At 62.0% G+C, this 15,039-nt stretch carries 17 protein-coding genes and 2 pseudogenes; 12 read left to right on the plus strand and 7 right to left on the minus strand.

Annotated features, from left to right (window positions below):
• Positions 1-297: 297 nt before the first annotated feature.
• Genes pilL2 through FKL89_RS00685 form a run of 7 tightly spaced genes read left to right on the plus strand, consistent with a single transcriptional unit; the run spans position 298 to position 6,329 of the window.
• A complete protein-coding gene (pilL2, locus tag FKL89_RS00655; RefSeq protein ID WP_034027956.1) occupies positions 298-876 on the plus strand; it encodes a PFGI-1 class ICE element type IV pilus protein PilL2 in 579 nt (192 codons plus the stop codon).
• Positions 873-1,514 carry a hypothetical protein gene (locus FKL89_RS00660; RefSeq protein WP_034027955.1) on the plus strand — a complete coding sequence of 214 codons (642 nt, stop codon included), beginning with the start codon at positions 873-875 and terminating at the stop codon, positions 1,512-1,514. Before pilL2 ends, FKL89_RS00660 begins: the two co-directional genes overlap by 4 nt.
• Positions 1,515-1,528: 14 nt before the next feature.
• Entirely contained in the window at positions 1,529-2,254 is a 726-nt protein-coding gene (locus FKL89_RS00665) for a TIGR03759 family integrating conjugative element protein (RefSeq protein WP_022579850.1), read from the plus strand.
• On the plus strand, positions 2,236-2,841 hold the full coding sequence (locus FKL89_RS00670; RefSeq protein WP_022579851.1) for a transglycosylase SLT domain-containing protein: 606 nt from the start codon (positions 2,236-2,238) through the stop codon (positions 2,839-2,841). Before FKL89_RS00665 ends, FKL89_RS00670 begins: the two co-directional genes overlap by 19 nt.
• Positions 2,838-3,386 carry an integrating conjugative element protein gene (locus tag FKL89_RS00675; protein WP_022579852.1) on the plus strand — a complete coding sequence of 183 codons (549 nt, stop codon included), beginning with the start codon at positions 2,838-2,840 and terminating at the stop codon, positions 3,384-3,386. Before FKL89_RS00670 ends, FKL89_RS00675 begins: the two co-directional genes overlap by 4 nt.
• A gap of 4 nt (positions 3,387-3,390) precedes the next feature.
• Positions 3,391-5,583 carry a type IV conjugative transfer system coupling protein TraD gene (gene traD, locus FKL89_RS00680; RefSeq protein ID WP_033991643.1) on the plus strand — a complete coding sequence of 731 codons (2,193 nt, stop codon included), beginning with the start codon at positions 3,391-3,393 and terminating at the stop codon, positions 5,581-5,583.
• Complete coding sequence (locus FKL89_RS00685) at positions 5,580-6,329, plus strand: TIGR03747 family integrating conjugative element membrane protein (RefSeq protein ID WP_022579854.1); 750 nt, start codon at positions 5,580-5,582, stop codon at positions 6,327-6,329. Before traD ends, FKL89_RS00685 begins: the two co-directional genes overlap by 4 nt.
• 91 nt (positions 6,330-6,420) lie before the next feature.
• Here the strand turns inward: FKL89_RS00685 and FKL89_RS00690 are convergent, their stop codons facing one another.
• The 7 genes and pseudogenes from FKL89_RS00690 to FKL89_RS00720 form a co-directional block, all read right to left on the minus strand.
• Positions 6,421-8,298 (minus strand): ATP-binding protein, encoded by a 1,878-nt coding sequence (locus tag FKL89_RS00690; protein ID WP_034027948.1) that lies wholly within the window; start codon positions 8,296-8,298, stop codon positions 6,421-6,423.
• Complete coding sequence (locus tag FKL89_RS00695) at positions 8,295-8,801, minus strand: ABC-three component system middle component 2 (RefSeq protein ID WP_052164738.1); 507 nt, start codon at positions 8,799-8,801, stop codon at positions 8,295-8,297. The genes FKL89_RS00690 and FKL89_RS00695 overlap by 4 nt, the downstream gene beginning before the upstream one ends.
• Positions 8,786-9,874: an ABC-three component system protein gene (locus FKL89_RS00700; protein WP_156860843.1), complete on the minus strand. Its 1,089-nt coding sequence runs from the start codon at positions 9,872-9,874 to the stop codon at positions 8,786-8,788. The genes FKL89_RS00695 and FKL89_RS00700 overlap by 16 nt, the downstream gene beginning before the upstream one ends.
• Positions 9,871-10,170, minus strand: a pseudogene (locus FKL89_RS00705) (restriction endonuclease); the annotation flags it as partial. The gene FKL89_RS00700 and the pseudogene FKL89_RS00705, both read right to left, overlap by 4 nt.
• Positions 10,171-10,332: 162 nt before the next feature.
• Positions 10,333-11,543, minus strand: a protein-coding gene (locus tag FKL89_RS00710; protein WP_156860844.1) for an IS3 family transposase whose coding sequence is annotated in 2 segments (ribosomal slippage) — positions 10,333-11,258 and positions 11,258-11,543 — 1,212 coding nt in all. Because the reading frame shifts where the segments join, the coding sequence is not laid out codon by codon here.
• Between the two features lie 88 nt (positions 11,544-11,631).
• Positions 11,632-12,333, minus strand: a pseudogene (locus FKL89_RS00715) (restriction endonuclease); the annotation flags it as partial.
• 73 nt (positions 12,334-12,406) lie between these two features.
• Complete coding sequence (locus tag FKL89_RS00720; protein ID WP_034027947.1) at positions 12,407-12,730, minus strand: HigA family addiction module antitoxin; 324 nt, start codon at positions 12,728-12,730, stop codon at positions 12,407-12,409.
• Positions 12,731-12,934: 204 nt separating this feature from the next.
• Between FKL89_RS00720 and FKL89_RS00725 the strand changes: the two genes are divergently transcribed.
• From FKL89_RS00725 to FKL89_RS00745, 5 genes are read left to right on the plus strand one after another with little or no spacing between them, the layout of a single operon-like run.
• Entirely contained in the window at positions 12,935-13,318 is a 384-nt protein-coding gene (locus tag FKL89_RS00725) for an integrative conjugative element protein, RAQPRD family (protein ID WP_022579860.1), read from the plus strand.
• Positions 13,315-13,548 (plus strand): TIGR03758 family integrating conjugative element protein, encoded by a 234-nt coding sequence (locus tag FKL89_RS00730; protein ID WP_022579861.1) that lies wholly within the window; start codon positions 13,315-13,317, stop codon positions 13,546-13,548. The genes FKL89_RS00725 and FKL89_RS00730 overlap by 4 nt, the downstream gene beginning before the upstream one ends.
• A gap of 16 nt (positions 13,549-13,564) precedes the next feature.
• Positions 13,565-13,924, plus strand: a complete 360-nt coding sequence (locus FKL89_RS00735; RefSeq protein ID WP_022579862.1) for a TIGR03745 family integrating conjugative element membrane protein — start codon at positions 13,565-13,567, stop codon at positions 13,922-13,924.
• Between the two features lie 13 nt (positions 13,925-13,937).
• Positions 13,938-14,348 (plus strand): TIGR03750 family conjugal transfer protein, encoded by a 411-nt coding sequence (locus FKL89_RS00740; protein WP_033991615.1) that lies wholly within the window; start codon positions 13,938-13,940, stop codon positions 14,346-14,348.
• On the plus strand, positions 14,345-15,037 hold the full coding sequence (locus tag FKL89_RS00745; protein WP_022579863.1) for a PFL_4703 family integrating conjugative element protein: 693 nt from the start codon (positions 14,345-14,347) through the stop codon (positions 15,035-15,037). Before FKL89_RS00740 ends, FKL89_RS00745 begins: the two co-directional genes overlap by 4 nt.
• Positions 15,038-15,039 lie beyond the last annotated feature (2 nt).

The following is a 15,039-nucleotide window of genomic DNA, read 5'->3' on the forward strand; positions in this document are numbered from 1 at the left end:
TCGCGTTCTTCGTGGGCGGGGCTGCGTTTTTTCTTTGGCGTGCTACGGCAGCCACCCTGCAATTGATTCGCGAAGTACACCGTTTTTCGTCCCATATTGCGGCTTAACTGCAAATCCGCCTATTGATCCATGAGCTACTGGTTGTGCGCAACAACGGGTGCGTCTGTACCGCCTGGACGATACGCAGTAGGCATCCGGGTCGCCCCTGAAACCGGGCACTACCCAGTTCGCATTCCTGGCTGACCGCACGGCACCGTGCCGCCAAGGTATCGGCATCGCAACAGAAGAGCCGATGCCATGCCCGCAACCCATGTATCCCGGCGTCTGGTCGGCGCTGGTCTCCTGGCCGCAGCGCTGGCCAGCGGCTGCGCCACCACGACCGCGCCGCTGGTGCCAGACGCCATAGAAGGCGTCTCCTCCGCTCCCGAACCCGAGGCCCCCGAGTTCATTCCCGTCGTGCGCTATGGCCGCTACACGCTGGTCGAGCTGACACCCACGGCGGCGCAGCGTGACTTGCTGTTGCAGACCATCGACGTGTTCATGCCCGAGGATGCCCGTGCCACGGTGGGCGATGGCCTGCGGCATGTGCTCAAACGCAGCGGCTACCAGCTTTGCGAGACGCCTCGCGCCGTGACCGAGTTGTATGTGCTCCCGCTGCCGGCGGCGCACCTGCATCTTGGCCCCATGACCTTGCGCGATGCGCTGCTCACCCTGGCTGGCCCGGCCTGGGAACTGCATGCGGATGAACGGGCACGGCAGATTTGCTTCGAGCGGCCTGGAGGCAGTGCGACCGCCGAGCACGCACACGAGCCGCCCGCTGCCGAGGCGGTGCAGACGTTTCCGCTGATGCCTTCGGGTTCGGGAGGCCAGCCATGAATGCCGCGCAGTCTCCCCGTCGCCCGATCACCGCCGTGGTGGTGCAGAGCCTGATGTGGCTCTGGCTGATCAGCCTCAGCGTCTTCGTCGCTCTCGGCTACCAGGCGGTGAACGACCAGACCGACCAGAATCAGCTTGATACCCGCCTGCAACGTCTCGAAGCGCAGGCGATGGGCCTGGCCGAGACCATTGATGCCATCCAGCAGCGTCCAGCCGTCGCAACGGCGGCAGACCTCAAAGACACCCGCGAACTCCTGGAAGCACGCGCTGCTCAGGTCGAAAAAGCGCTGAGCGGCTATGCCGCTGCCGAAGACCTTCAGGCGCTGCGCACCGAAGTCGAGCAAATCAAGACACGCCAGACTGTTGCGCGTGCCGCAGCGTCCGCCCAGCCGCGCGTACCGACCAGGCCCACCGCCAAGCCGGAACCGCCGCCACTGCCGTTCCGCATCGTCGGCGCCGAACTTCGCGCCGGCCAGCGCAGCCTGTCCGTCGCGCCGAACAACGGGAACTTCACGCCCGACCAGCTTCAAGTGCTGCTTCCCGGCGATGCCGTCGGCCCGTGGCGCTTGCAGGCAGTCGAGGGCAACACCGCGGTGTTCCAGGCCGGCGACCAGACCCGTCGCATGGCGATTCCTTGAGCGGAGCGCACGACATGAAACCGTCGATCATCCTTTCCGCGCTCCTGCTCGCGTCTGCCCAGTTGCCCGCCTGGGCGCAGCAGCCGGCCACGGCCTCCGCCCGCAATGCGCAGAGCCAGGAGCGCCTCCTTGTCGCCCGCATCCTGGACGACCGGGTGGCAAGCGACTGGGGCCTGCAACCGCAGGAGTGGGCGCGCTATCGCGAACTGATGGACGGGCCGTTGGGCATCTACTCGCCCAACCTGGACCCGCTGTCCGCCCTGGGCATCGAGGCGCGCACCGACGAGGAACGGCGCCGTTACGCAGAGCTGCAGGTGCAGGTCGAAGCGCGCCGCGTCGAGAAGCTGCTCGCCTACCAGCGTGCCTACGACGAGGCCTGGCAGCGCCTGAATCCCGGCATGCAGCGAGTGAACCTGCCTGACGACAAGCCCAACGCGGGTGCCGAACGCGGCTCCGGCCGCACGGCGGTGTTCGTCAAGGACGGCTGCGCGGCCTGCGGGCAGCTCGTGCAGCGCCTGCAATCCTCCGGCACCGAGTTCGACCTGTACATGGTTGGCAGCCGCCAGGACGACACACGTATTCGCGACTGGGCCAAGCGTGCGAACGTCGATCCGGTGCGCGTGCGCAGCGGTGGCATCACGCTCAACCATGATGGCGGGCGGTGGCTGTCGCTGAGCTTGCCCGGAGACCTTCCTGCGGTCGTGCGCGAGGTGAACGGTCAATGGCAGCGCCAGCCGTAGCGGCCACCTCCGTTTCGCAGTGCTTGCGCGCACTGGCGATCGCGGCGGGCCTGTGCGCCTGCGCCGCCCATGCCCAGGAGATTCCGCCACCGGCTTACCAGCTTGCCGCACAGCTCGCGGGCATTCCCTCGACGGTGCTCTACGCGGTGGCCTTGCAGGAGAGCGGCATCCGGCGCAACGGGCGCATCGTCCCGTGGCCGTGGTCGCTCAACGTCGCCGGCCAGTCGCACCGCTTCGCCACCCGTGCCGACGCCTGCGCCGGATTGCAGCAGGCGATGCGCTCCACGTCGCACACGCGCATCGACGCGGGTCTCGGGCAGATCAACCTCGGCTACCACCAACAACGCTATGTCAGCGCGTGTGACCTGCTCGACCCATACCGCAACCTCGCCATCGCCGCTGAAATCCTGAAGGAGCAGCACGTCACTGGCGAGGACTGGTTACTGGCAATCGGTCGCTATCACCGTCCTGCGGGCGGAGAACCTGCCGCCCGCTATCGGCGCAGCGTGTCGCGCCACCTTGCCCGCGTGCAGGGCACGCGCCCAACCGCTGCGGCCTTCGCCGCACGCCAGGAGAGCATCCCATGAAAACATCCCATTTGACCCATCTCACACTGAAGGGCTTGCTCGTGCTGCTGGCGGCTCTGCCGCTGGCCTCGCGTGCCGGCGAGCCGCTGATCGTGGTCGAAGACCGTGGCGGCACGTCGGCGCTGCCGTACTACGAGGCTCTGAACCTTCAGCCGCGCGCCAATGCTCCGGCCCGACCGCCCATCCCGATGCTCCCGGTGCCCGCCACGCTCATGGACGAGGCCGCGATGTTGCCGGTGCGCAGTGCCAAGCTCACGCCTGGCACCGTCGCGCGGCGGGTGATCGAGGCACCGGGCCTGCGGCCTTTCGTGGTCGTCGGCGACGACGAGGCGTCCCACGCCTGGATGCGCAGCCAGGCAACATCGCTGCGCGAGCGCGGCGCGGTGGGCCTGGTGGTTAACGTCGAGACCGTGCAGGGTCTGGCACGGCTGCGCGCCCTGGTGCCGGGCGTTCCCCTCGCGCCTGTGGCCGGTGACGACCTGGCCGAGCGCCTGGGTCTGCGGCATTACCCGGTGCTGATCACAGCCACCGGCATCGAGCAATGAAGCCATGTCGGGGAAACAGCCAGTCGAGGTTTTGCTGCGCCCAGCGGTGGAGTTCTATACCGTCGCGGCGTGTGCAGGCGCCGCGTTTCTGTCCCTGGTGGCCCCGTGGTCGCTCGCGCTGAGCCCCGCCATGGGCGTCGGCAGTGCGCTGGCGTTCTGCGCCTACGGTGCCATCCGCTACCGCGATGCCCGCGTCATCCTGCGCTACCGGCGCAACATTCGCCGCTTGCCGCGCTATGTGATGACCAGCAAGGACGTGCCGGTCAGCCAGCAGCGTCTGTTCGTGGGCCGCGGGTTTCTGTGGGAGCAGAAACACACCCATCGGCTGATGCAGACGTACCGACCGGAGTTTCGCCGCTACGTCGAGCCAACGCCGGCCTACCGGCTGGCGCGCAGGCTGGAGGAACGGCTGGAGTTCGCGCCGTTCCCGCTGTCTCGGCTGCCTGCACTCACGGGCTGGGACGTGCCTTTCAACCCGGTGCGCCCGCTGCCGCCTGTGGGCGGCCTGCCGCGCCTGCACGGCATCGAACCCGATGAGGTGGACGTCAGCCTACCGCTGGGTGAGCGCGTCGGGCATTCGCTGGTACTGGGCACCACGCGCGTGGGCAAGACGCGGTTGGCCGAGTTGTTCGTGACCCAGGACATCCGGCGCAAGAACGCCGACGGCGAGCACGAGGTCGTCATCGTCATCGACCCCAAGGGCGACGCCGATCTTTTGAAGCGGGTGTACGTCGAGGCCAAGCGTGCGGGCCGCGAGGGCGAGTTCTATGTCTTCCATTTGGGCTGGCCGGACATTTCTGCGCGCTACAACGCCGTGGGCCGCTTTGGGCGCATCAGCGAGGTGGCCACCCGTGTTGCAGGGCAGCTCTCCGGGGAAGGCAACAGCGCGGCATTTCGCGAATTTGCGTGGCGCTTCGTCAACATCATCGCCCGCGCCCTGGTGGAACTGGGGCAGCGCCCGGACTACATGCTGATCCAACGCCATGTGATCAACATCGACGCGCTGTTCATCGAGTACGCCCAGCATTACTTCGCCAAGACCGAGCCCAAGGCCTGGGAGGTGATCGTCCAGATCGAGGCCAAGCTCAACGAGAAGAACATCCCGCGCAACATGATCGGGCGCGAAAAGCGCGTGGTGGCGCTGGAACAGTACCTCTCGCAGGCTCGCAACTACGATCCGGTGCTCGACGGCCTGCGCTCGGCGGTGCGCTACGACAAGACCTACTTCGACAAGATCGTCGCATCGCTGCTGCCGCTGCTGGAGAAGCTCACCAGCGGCAAGATCGCCCAGCTTCTGGCCCCGAACTACTCCGACCTGGCCGACCCGCGTCCGATCTTCGATTGGATGCAGGTCATCCGAAAGCGCGCCGTGGTCTATGTCGGCCTGGATGCGCTATCCGATGCCGAGGTCGCCGCCGCAGTCGGCAATTCCATGTTCTCCGACCTGGTTTCGGTCGCTGGCCACATCTACAAGCACGGGATCGACGACGGCCTGCCGGGCGCATCGGCAGGCTCGCGCGTGCCGATCAACGTCCATGCCGATGAGTTCAACGAGTTGATGGGCGACGAGTTCATTCCGCTGATCAACAAGGGCGGCGGCGCTGGCCTGCAAGTCACCGCGTACACGCAGACCCTCTCGGACATCGAAGCCCGCATCGGCAACCGGGCGAAGGCCGGTCAGGTGATCGGCAACTTCAACAACCTGTTCATGCTGCGCGTGCGCGAAACGGCCACCGCTGAGTTGCTGACCCGGCAATTGCCGAAGGTCGAGGTCTATACGACCACCATCGTCAGCGGCGCAACCGACAGCTCGGACATTCGCGGCGCGACGGACTTTACGTCGAACACCCAAGACCGCATCAGCATGTCCAGCGTGCCGATGATCGAGCCATCGCACGTCGTCGGCCTGCCCAAAGGCCAGTGCTTCGCGCTGTTGCAGGGTGGCCAGCTTTGGAAGGTGCGCATGCCGTTGCCGGCGCCAGACCCGGATGAAGTGATGCCGGCGGACTTGCAGCAACTGGCTGGGCACATGCGCCAGAGCTACAGCGAGGCCACGCAGTGGTGGGAGTTCACCAGCTCCCCGGTCTTGCAGGACGCGGCCTTGCCGGACGACCTGCTCGATGAGGCGGCCATCGCCATACCCATCACCGACACGGGCGACACGGGCGACACGGCCAGCGAAGAGGCCGCGCCATGAGCGATGCCGCCTCCACTGCGCAGCGCGAGCAGAACCGCCGCCAGGGCCTGATCGTCGGCACCATCACCTTGCCGTTCCGACTGCTCGGGGTGCTGGTCAGCTCGCTGCTGTTCTCGATCCTGATGGAGTGCATCGGCATGCACCTGTTCTGGAAGGATCAAGGCTGGCAGCACTCCCAGCAGATGTTGCAGTACGAGTTGGGGCACCTGTCCAAGCACTTCCCACGCAGCGTGGTCGTGCAGGAGCCGGGGCGCACGGCGCATGCGCTGGTGGACACCGGCTACGAATGGGTGTTCGTGCGCTCAGGACTGCTGGAGCGCATGAGCCAGACCGCAGAGCGCGCCCGTGCGCCCAGCCAAGGGCAGGCGCGGAACTTCCGTTACTTCATCAGCCAGGTCTATGTCTGGGCCGAAAGCTACCTGATCGCCGCCGCCTTCACTACGCTTACTTTCCTGGTGCGTCTGTTGGTCCTGGTGCTTACGCTGCCGCTGATCTTCACGGCGGCATTTGTTGGTTTAATCGACGGCCTGGTGAGGCGTGACGTGCGCCGGTTCGGCGCGGGCCGGGAATCCGGCTTTATCTACCACCGAGCAAAAGCCAGTCTGATGCCACTGGCCGTGCTGCCCTGGGTCACATACCTGGCCTTGCCGATCTCGGTGCATCCGCTGCTGATCCTGCTGCCCAGCGCCGCCTTGCTGGGACTGGCCGTGAGCCTGACTGCAGGGAGTTTCAAGAAGTACCTGTAATCGAGTCCCCATACGAAAACGCCCAGCTTCAACGGTCGGGAATTCTCGCGCTCACCTCATGCCATTGGCTTCTTCCCATTTCTATGCCCATTTATTGAGCGGAGTCCGTTGTATAAGGGAATAATCCGTACCGCCCATGATACGGGTTCTTGCCGAACATAAGCGACTGCTCGCGCTGCATAATTGAAGCAGGCGGATCCGTGTTCTCAACAACGATGACTTGTGTGTCGCTAGGCAACGCTTCAAGATATGCATAGAACTGTTCTTGAAGGTCAGTACCAGTCAAGTCATCTTCCGCTCCGTCTGGCTCTCGGTATGCCAGCAAAGGAGAGTCGAGCACGACAAATCCCGTATGCGGGGTCTGGCGCGCACGGCAGAAAGCAAGCAGCCCGAGGGTGAAGGCTGCATGAGTGATGGCGCGAAGCCCCTTACCAAAAGCACTACGCGACTTTCCAGCGATAACAAGATCCCGAGCCTTGGAATCGAAATACACATCCCCAGTCTCTGGGAAGTGCCAACCGGTCAGTATGCCCTCGACAGTCTTGGCAAAACTATAAGTCACAGTGGTTGAGAGATCTGCGCTTGCAACAGCCCCGGCCTTCTCATCCTCGGTGTCCTTCTCAAGGTCGGCGCGACGGCGCTCCATGTCTTGTACGGTAGCGTAGAGTGCCAGCGCTTCGCGCACCTCGGCACGCTTGTCGGCAAAGTCGGAATAGGACTTTCGAAGAGTTGAGAGCTTAGGTGCGATCAATTCTTCAACCGACTCCGAGATTGACTCCAGCTCTCGAACAACAGTAGGCATCCTGCGATCAAAGTTGGCACCTTCACGCTCAAGGCTTCGGACGGTCGCTACAAGTTCAGTGCGCAAAACTTCGATCTTGGCGACCTCCACTCGTGCGGCCTGAACGACAGCATCAGTGTCTCCATTACACCCGGTATCGACGCGATGATGATCGGGATCCGCTCCGCAGAGAGGGCAATGCCCGGCACCCAGCACGCTAAACAGCGTCCCGCCTTCCTCAATGGCGCGCAGCCTTTCAATATCGGACACGTAGTGCCTGTCGAGCAAACCGAATCGCTCAAGCATCGCGCCGACCTCTGCACGTCGCTCTCGGCTTTCCTCCAGCTTCTTGCGCAGTTCTCGCCGTTTCCCCGCAGCCTCCTGAAACTCAGCTTCTGTGGTGTTTACCAGGGCCGCCTGTTGACGAAGCGAGGTGTCGATCTTCTCTAGCTGCTCCTCCAACTCCTTCGGACTCTTGGTCAATTCCTTGAGCCGATCACGATAGTCATCAAGAAGCTGATCGAGAAGATGCAATTGTGCCTCGCGCGATAACTCCTCTGGCTCACTCTTATTGCTAGCGACCAATGCGGAGTCGTCCGCCCCGGTTAAAAGCAACTTGAACGTCGCCAAGTTCGGTGTATTCGCGGTGGGATTTCCATCAACCAGCGGAGAGCTTTGTTGGGTAATCTCCGTCTCATCGACGATCATCAAGCGAGCAATGTTGCGAAAGCTCAGGCTGATCGTTTCGTTTCGGGAGTTTTTGCGGACACGCTTGCCACCAAGGTTGCATAGATTCAGCAAGAACGAGGACAGATTCGTGCAGTTCTTATCGCTGTGCTTTTCGTCAAGCTGCGTGTACGGGATGTCGGTCGTCGGCGGCATCTGGTGCAAGTCTTCGTATAGCCGAAAGCCGCCGCCGTCTATGCTGCGCCAAAGCGTAAATGACTTCCCATCAAGGGTCTCAAGCCCCAGGAGAACGAGGTCGTAGCCGACGCGTTCAGGGATGTCGCGCAGGGGTGGTTTGCCACCAAGCATGAAGTCGATGGCTTCGACAATGAAAGACTTTCCAGTGTTCGAAGCGCCGTAAATGACGTTGAGACCGGCGCCGAAGGTCACTGTTGCGGGTGACTTCTGTGGGCCGAAGAAGCCGAGGAAGCGCAAGCGAAAACCGGGGGTTATTGCCGTCATGCTTCGCCTCCCAGGCTTTGCTCGACGTGCTGAAACTCCTCAACCCATTTATCGAAGAAGCGGCGCATCATGCCTTTGAACTGTTCGTCCGTCAGGTAGCCAATGGTTTCGACAAGCCATACAGCGCGATCCTTCAGGGACAGCAGGTAGTTGGAAGATACTGACGACAAAAACGTCGCAGCATTCTCGCCTGCGCCGTACTTGATTCCTTCGGGTGTAACTTCACGCTCAACAAGGTCGCGGGTCATCATCAGAAGCAGCGATTGCTCGACCAATTTACGGCGCACGAGCAACTCAGCCGTGTGCATTGGTGTCGGTGGGTGCAAATTGTCTGGACCGTCGATATCGCCGGTATGAACAAGAAGGTAATCAAGGGCGACAAGCCGCTGGAGGTCGTAGGTTTGTGGATAGGCAGCACCCAAAATCGAGACCGCACGAATACCCGCCTCAAGTGGGCCATTGAATGTAATCGGCTTATGCTCTTGGCTCATGATCGTGTCCACCGAAGACGCTCCTCATTCACGAGTTGATGGCAGATCCCGTCCCGATCCTTGGGGTTCGTACAAGTGATGAGGGCGTTTGCCGTAATCTGCATGTCGCGGGCCGCCTTGGTGACAGCGCAGACTTTTTCGTAGCCATCGCCATGGTTCCCGTCATGTGTGTCGATAACGCCATCGTGAATATCATCCAGCAAGGACTCGAATGTGCCGGGCGGCACACTGTCGCGTGCGAAGACGCGCAGCGACTCGGCCTCATAGAACGCCTCTCGTTGGCGGCGGAAATGATCTTTGAGTTTCGCTATGGGCAGAGCCGAGGAATCAGTCACGATTGTCCCCGTGTGCTCGCTGTATGCACCGAATAACTGCGTCACATAGCGACTCTCGGTGACAGCGACTTCTTGGGGAGGTTTTTCGGATGCAGGCCGCGTTGGCAGTCCACCACCGAAGCGCGCTGTGTGAACCGGTGTGGCACGATGATCGTCAACAAGCTGGAGCGCAGTCTTGGCGTCGAAGATGGAGAAATCGAAGGTGTCCACATAGGCTCGGAGTTCCGCATCGAGCAGCACTTCTTGCGTGCTAGTGATCGCACCTTTCACATGCTTATCCCAGTTCGCAAACAATTCCTCGCGCAACTTCGTTGCATTCGAGAATAGGCGACTAAGCGACGTGCCAGCACCGAGCGGCGAAACAAAATAGTAGTGACGGGGGGCCGCGTATTCACCTTTGTACGAGTACCAGATGACCTTACCGAACTCAGTCCATACATCGCTGGGCCTGATGGCATGGTCGTAGTGCTTACACTGGAAGTTTTCCCATACACCCTGAAGGCGTTTTCCGTCAGCGAACCCGGCGACGTCGATACCCATATCACCAGCACCTGAGAAGCGCTGAACGTGTTCGTACTTCGTCGTGAGGCAGTAATAAGCCCACTCCTCGACGAACCCCTCCCACTCTCCCGGCGAGTAGGTCAGTAGCCTTTGCTGCGGCGGCATCACAGGGCCATTCGCCACCTGTGCGGCCGTAACGACGGTCGCGGGGATCGGCGGCTTATTGATATCCTTCCAACTCGCTGTCATGACGCACCTTGTCCCTGGCTACCATGAGGGCAGAAGTACGGGTTTTTGTGTATCTGTGCTGCCTGGACTTTTTTCGTGAAAAATTCCGTGAGGTCGTCCTGTTGCTCAAGCAGGCGCACGACCTCCTGAAGCGTCGAAAGAACCAACACTTTGTGTTGCAGGAACTCTCGTACCGTGTGAATCGCAGGTTCCGTGTAGTCACTGGCAGAGATGAAGATACCTCGAACTTCGGCCCGCGACATGAGACGTACAAGATGCTCTGCAATCTCTGGCTTTCCCACCGGATTGCGATACCAGAAGTGGCCCCATTCGTCAAGACAACAAACCCCGAAAGATAAGTGGAACTCGGAGGGTGGGTTGAGAGCGTAGCGTTATCCACGGCGCGCGCGAAAACTCGTCGTATAGAGCACGTTTCGCGCGCGCCGTGGGTAACGCGGAGCACGCCGGTTCGCTTCATTCTACGCAGCCGCCTTCAAGCTCCGTGCCGCCAGTTTCTCCCGTGAATTGTCGTAGGCTTGTTTCGGCGTCTGCTCCATTTCGTTGGAAGTGTGCGGTCGCTGCTCGTTGTACCAGTCGATGTACTCAGCCACGTCGGCGCGTGCCTGGCTCACCGTATCGTAGGCACGCTTGTAGATGCGCTCGTATTTGATTGTTCGCCAGAAGCGTTCGACGAAGACGTTGTCGCGCCACGCCCCCCTACCGTCCATCGATAGCTTGATGTTGCGCGTCGTGATCGCCTCAACGAATTTGAGCGCGGTGAACTGGCTGCCCTGATCGGTGTTGACGATCTCGGGCGTACCGAAGCGATGGATCGCCTGCTCGACGATCTCGACGGCGTGATACGCCTCCAGCGTGGTGCAGAGCTTGTGCGCGAGCACTCGGCGGCTGGCCACGTCGATCACGGCGGTGAGGTAGGCGAAGCCGTGACGCATCGGGATGTAGGTGGTGTCGAGCGCCCAGACCGTGTTGGCGTCCATCTGTTCGAAGTTGATGCTGCCGAGCAGGTAGGGGAACACCTTGTGCCGGGGGCCACGCCCTCGCTTGCTGGTGCCGGGCTTTGGACACTGCGCCTCAATCCCCATGCGCCGCATGAGGGTGGCGACGTGCTTGCGCCCCAAGGGTTGTTGCTCGATCCAGGGCTTGATCGATGCGTCGCGCCTGAGCATGCGCAAGAGGCCCCGCGAGCCCCAGAACGGCTGCTCCAGATGCAGCTCATCGATGCGCCGCATCAGCGCCAGATCGCGCTCGGAGACCGCCACGGCCTGGTAGTACACCGCCGAGCGGCTGATGCCAACCAGCGTGGCCTGCCGCGTCAGCGATAGTTTGTGCGTCCGGTCGATCATTTCCCGGCGCTCAGCAATCCGACCTTGGTGAGCGCGCGTTCTAAAAAATCAATCTCCAAGGCTTGTTGCCCAATCTTGGTCTGGGCCTTGACGAGCGCTTCGTCGTCGCCAGCGGCCAGCGTCGTGCTCCCGCCAAAGGCGAGTGTGGCGCGCTCCAGCAATAGCTTCTTCCATTCGCTGATCTGGTTGGCGTGAACGTCAAAACGTGCCACCAACTCGGCTGTCGTTGCGTCCTCCCGCAGCGCTGCCAGGGCAACCCTGGCTTTGAATTCCGGTGTGAGCTTGCGCCGCTGGCGCCGAATTGCGCTGCTCTTCTTCGTTGACATCGAATAGTCTTTCTCGCGGCTTCCGCCGCGTCATTTGCTATCCGAGTTTCCACTTATCCTGCTGTCTTGAAATGTGGGGCCACTTCTACCACTTCATTTCTACGAAGTACAGAACACCGCCGAGTTCAATAACCCCATCAATTTGCTCGACAATCCCTTCACCAGCCTCACCAACCAAGTGGAAGGCTTTATGAATGAGGACGCCGTAGGCTTGGAATAGATTATTGAGGGCCGTTTCCAGCATTTTCCCGCGTTCCTGCGCCGTCGCGGCAGTGCCAAACAATGCATACAAACCCTGCTTGGCATTTTCGATCCTGGAACTGCGCTCGCGATTTTCTGCTGCGATCCGCTTCGACTCGGCGAGGCGAGCTTGTCGTTCTTCTTCGCGGGCATTGTTCATGCGCGTGAAAGCGTCTTTCTGGTTAACGACTTCGCGGATACTAGCGACAAGGCCCTTGGCCTTGAGCTGGTCGGCGGGCCAGCACGAATCGAAGTTCGCAAAGTCCACCACGCGCCGCAGTACTTCGCGCCGTTCACGGAGAGCGTGTTCCCCCTTTGCGTTGAGGCGTTCAAGCACCGTGCGAACCATCTGGTACTTGTTGACATCCTTCGGTGTGACCCTCAAGTGAGCGGCAACGTCAGAAGTCATGTTGTCAGGCACCCCTGCACCCCGGAAGAACACCAGCACATCCTGCTTCGAACGATTGAGTAGCGGCACAACATCCACCAGTAGATTAAACAGCTCCGGTGGATAGTGGAATGTGATGTCTGTTGGTGCATCATCAGTCATACGCTGCCCCTCTCCAAGCACCCTCACTACAGTGAGAAAAGGCTTTTCTGCCTTTTTTCATAAAAGACCTTTCCTACGTAGATTTCACATGCCTGTTAGGCTTATGGCCGCGAACGGCTGGGCCAGTAGGGAGCGACCTGATAGCTCGTCCCGATTCAGCCTCTGCAAGTTCCAAGTCGTACCGCGATTGCAAGTTCATCCAGAACTCTGGGGCGTCACCGAACCAATGAGCAAACCGTAGCGCCGAGTCACCAGTGACCCCACGTTTGCCGTTGATTATCTGGGTGACCCTATTAGCAGGGACGCCAAGCTGACGCGCCAACTCAGTCGGCGACACACCAACAGCCTCAAGACGCTGGGCGAGAACTCCTCCCGGATGATGGGCTGCTGCGGTCATATTGCGCCTCGGAATGGACAGGCTATATCCCTCCAAAGATAAGGGAGTTGACGATGTACGTCAATCGTACATCAATTGGGCTTATTCATATCTGGGAAGTGCCTCTCCCATCAATCCGGTCATCCGCAGGTTCTTATTGTTTGCGGCCTGAAATGCCTCTGATCTCCACGATCAAGCCATTGCTGATCACACAGGAATGGCGCGATGTTGGCTCCGATCTGGCTGCGCGCCGCGCATCGCGGCGTGCCCACTTTTCTCGTGACGGCCCTGCTGCTGGGGCAGTCTTCGATGGCGTTGGCCGAATCCCCGGCACAGCGCCAGGAGCTGGTCGCTGCGCTGCGCCAGCTCGATGCGCTGGAGCGCACCGTCGCGGGTGGCGCCGCGCATGACCCCATCCAGCCGGGCGAGCGCTACCACTTCGATTACCCACGACTGCTGGCTGATCTGGCGCGTGTGCGCGCCGGCATCCAGGCCCATCTCAACCCTTCGCGCGCCCAGCCGCGCGACCTTTCCGAACTGGCTGGCGAGTACCGCACCGAGCTGGTCACCCCGCCATCGCTGCCGACGACTGCGCAGGGCAAGCCATGAACGGTGCCCAGGTCTCGGCATTTCAAGCCAACAGCGGCATCGCGCCGTCCGCAATGGCGACCGTCCTGGTCGGCGTCGTGTTCGCGGTTCTGCTCGTCTGGGGCGTCTGGGCCATCCGAACGGCCTACGTGGGGTGGGCCGAGAACCGCCTCAACCAGCGCCAGTTCCTCGGTGTCTGCATCCGCTTCGTCGCGATGTACCTCGTGCTGACTTTCTTCCTCCTCTCCTGACCTGAAGGGATTGACCATGCAAAACCGCATCCTCTCTACTCGTTTTGCCCAACGCGCCGCTGTGGCGCTGGGTACCGTTGCGCTGCCCGCGCTGTCGTTCGCGCAAGGTCTGCCGCAATTGGAAAACCCGACCCGCGGCGCCGGCAGCGGCATCATGGACACGATCAGGAACTACGGCTACGACATCATCATGCTCGTGGCCCTCTTGGTGGTGGCGTCGATGTTTATTGGCGTGTGCTACCACGCCTACGGCACCTACGCGGAAATCCACACCGGCCGCAAGACCTGGGGCCAGTTCGGCCTCACGGTCGCCATCGGCGCTGTCCTGCTCGTGATCGGCATCTGGCTGCTCACCGAAGCCACCGGCATCCTGTAAGCGAGGACGGGCCATGTCCGAGCAACAGCATGTCCGTGTCGATGGGACAGTCACGTTCCTTCCACACCGGCTCAACAGGCACCCGGTGGTCGTGCGCGGACTCACCGCCGACGAGCTGTGGATTTGCTGCGGCCTGTCCGGCGCCGCAGGCCTGGTGGTCGGCGTGCCGCTGTCCTGGGTGTTCCGCACGATTGCCATCGCGCCGACCTTTGTTGTCCTGGGCGTGGCCCTGGGCGTGTTCATCGGCGGCGGCATCCTGCGCCGCCTCAAGCGTGGGCGTCCCGACACCTGGCTGTACCGGCAGTTGCAGTGGCGCATCGCCACGCGCCATCCGCTGATGGCCGGCTGGGTGGGCGGCCATGTGTTGATCTCGCGCTCTGGCTTCTGGACTACCCGCAGGGGCACGCACGGGGACGCACGATGAGCCGTTTCAAGAACGAGATCACCCACCTGCAGGCGCACATCAAGACGCTTCGCCTGGGTGCTGGCGCGCTGGTCATCGTCGCCCTGGTCATGGGCGGAGGATGGTGGAGCGCACCGCGTGATCTGACCATCCACGTTCCGCCTGACCTGCGCTCCGGCAGTACCCGCAAGTGGTGGGAAGTACCGCCTGAATCGGTCTATGCGTTCACGTTCTACGTGTTCCAGACACTCAATCGCTGGCCCACAAATGGCGAAGAGGACTACCCGCGCAACCTCCATACGCTCTCGCCGTACCTCACCCCGTCCTGCCAGGCATTCCTCAAGGCGGACTACGACTATCGCCGCAGCACGGGCGAACTGCGCCAGCGGGTGCGCGGCATCTACGAAATCCCCGGCCGCAGTTATGGCGACAACCCCACGGCGCGCGTGCGTGTGATCTCCGACCGCGACTGGGTGGTGACGCTGGACATCAGCGCCGACGAGTACTACGGCGCCGAGCAGGTCAAGCGCGCCCTGGTGCGCTACCCCGTGAAGGTCGCACGGGTGGACGTCGATCCAGCACGCAACCCGTTCGGCCTGGTGCTCGACTGCTACGAGGGCACGCCCCAGCGCATCAGCGCACCGGAGCCGACGCGCCCGGTGCCTGGTGGCCTGACGCCGCAAGCGCCTCAAGGAGGTAATTCCCCATGAAG

It is taken from the genome of Casimicrobium huifangae (assembly GCF_009746125.1).
Lineage (GTDB): Bacteria > Pseudomonadota > Gammaproteobacteria > Burkholderiales > Casimicrobiaceae > Casimicrobium > Casimicrobium huifangae.

Excerpts from the sequence above, each read along its gene's own strand:
- FKL89_RS00675 (WP_022579852.1), top strand. The coding sequence starts at position 2,838 with ATGAAAACATCCCATTTGACCCATCTCACACTGAAGGGCTTGCTCGTG.
- FKL89_RS00700 (WP_156860843.1), bottom strand. The coding sequence starts at position 9,874 with ATGACAGCGAGTTGGAAGGATATCAATAAGCCGCCGATCCCCGCGACC.
- FKL89_RS00720 (WP_034027947.1), bottom strand. The coding sequence starts at position 12,730 with ATGACCGCAGCAGCCCATCATCCGGGAGGAGTTCTCGCCCAGCGTCTT.
- FKL89_RS00690 (WP_034027948.1), bottom strand. The coding sequence starts at position 8,298 with ATGACGGCAATAACCCCCGGTTTTCGCTTGCGCTTCCTCGGCTTCTTC.
- FKL89_RS00725 (WP_022579860.1), top strand. The coding sequence starts at position 12,935 with ATGTTGGCTCCGATCTGGCTGCGCGCCGCGCATCGCGGCGTGCCCACT.
- FKL89_RS00685 (WP_022579854.1), top strand. The coding sequence starts at position 5,580 with ATGAGCGATGCCGCCTCCACTGCGCAGCGCGAGCAGAACCGCCGCCAG.
- FKL89_RS00665 (WP_022579850.1), top strand. The coding sequence starts at position 1,529 with ATGAAACCGTCGATCATCCTTTCCGCGCTCCTGCTCGCGTCTGCCCAG.
- FKL89_RS00745 (WP_022579863.1), top strand. The coding sequence starts at position 14,345 with ATGAGCCGTTTCAAGAACGAGATCACCCACCTGCAGGCGCACATCAAG.
- FKL89_RS00735 (WP_022579862.1), top strand. The coding sequence starts at position 13,565 with ATGCAAAACCGCATCCTCTCTACTCGTTTTGCCCAACGCGCCGCTGTG.
- traD (WP_033991643.1), top strand. The coding sequence starts at position 3,391 with ATGTCGGGGAAACAGCCAGTCGAGGTTTTGCTGCGCCCAGCGGTGGAG.
- FKL89_RS00730 (WP_022579861.1), top strand. The coding sequence starts at position 13,315 with ATGAACGGTGCCCAGGTCTCGGCATTTCAAGCCAACAGCGGCATCGCG.
- pilL2 (WP_034027956.1), top strand. The coding sequence starts at position 298 with ATGCCCGCAACCCATGTATCCCGGCGTCTGGTCGGCGCTGGTCTCCTG.
- FKL89_RS00660 (WP_034027955.1), top strand. The coding sequence starts at position 873 with ATGAATGCCGCGCAGTCTCCCCGTCGCCCGATCACCGCCGTGGTGGTG.
- FKL89_RS00740 (WP_033991615.1), top strand. The coding sequence starts at position 13,938 with ATGTCCGAGCAACAGCATGTCCGTGTCGATGGGACAGTCACGTTCCTT.
- FKL89_RS00670 (WP_022579851.1), top strand. The coding sequence starts at position 2,236 with ATGGCAGCGCCAGCCGTAGCGGCCACCTCCGTTTCGCAGTGCTTGCGC.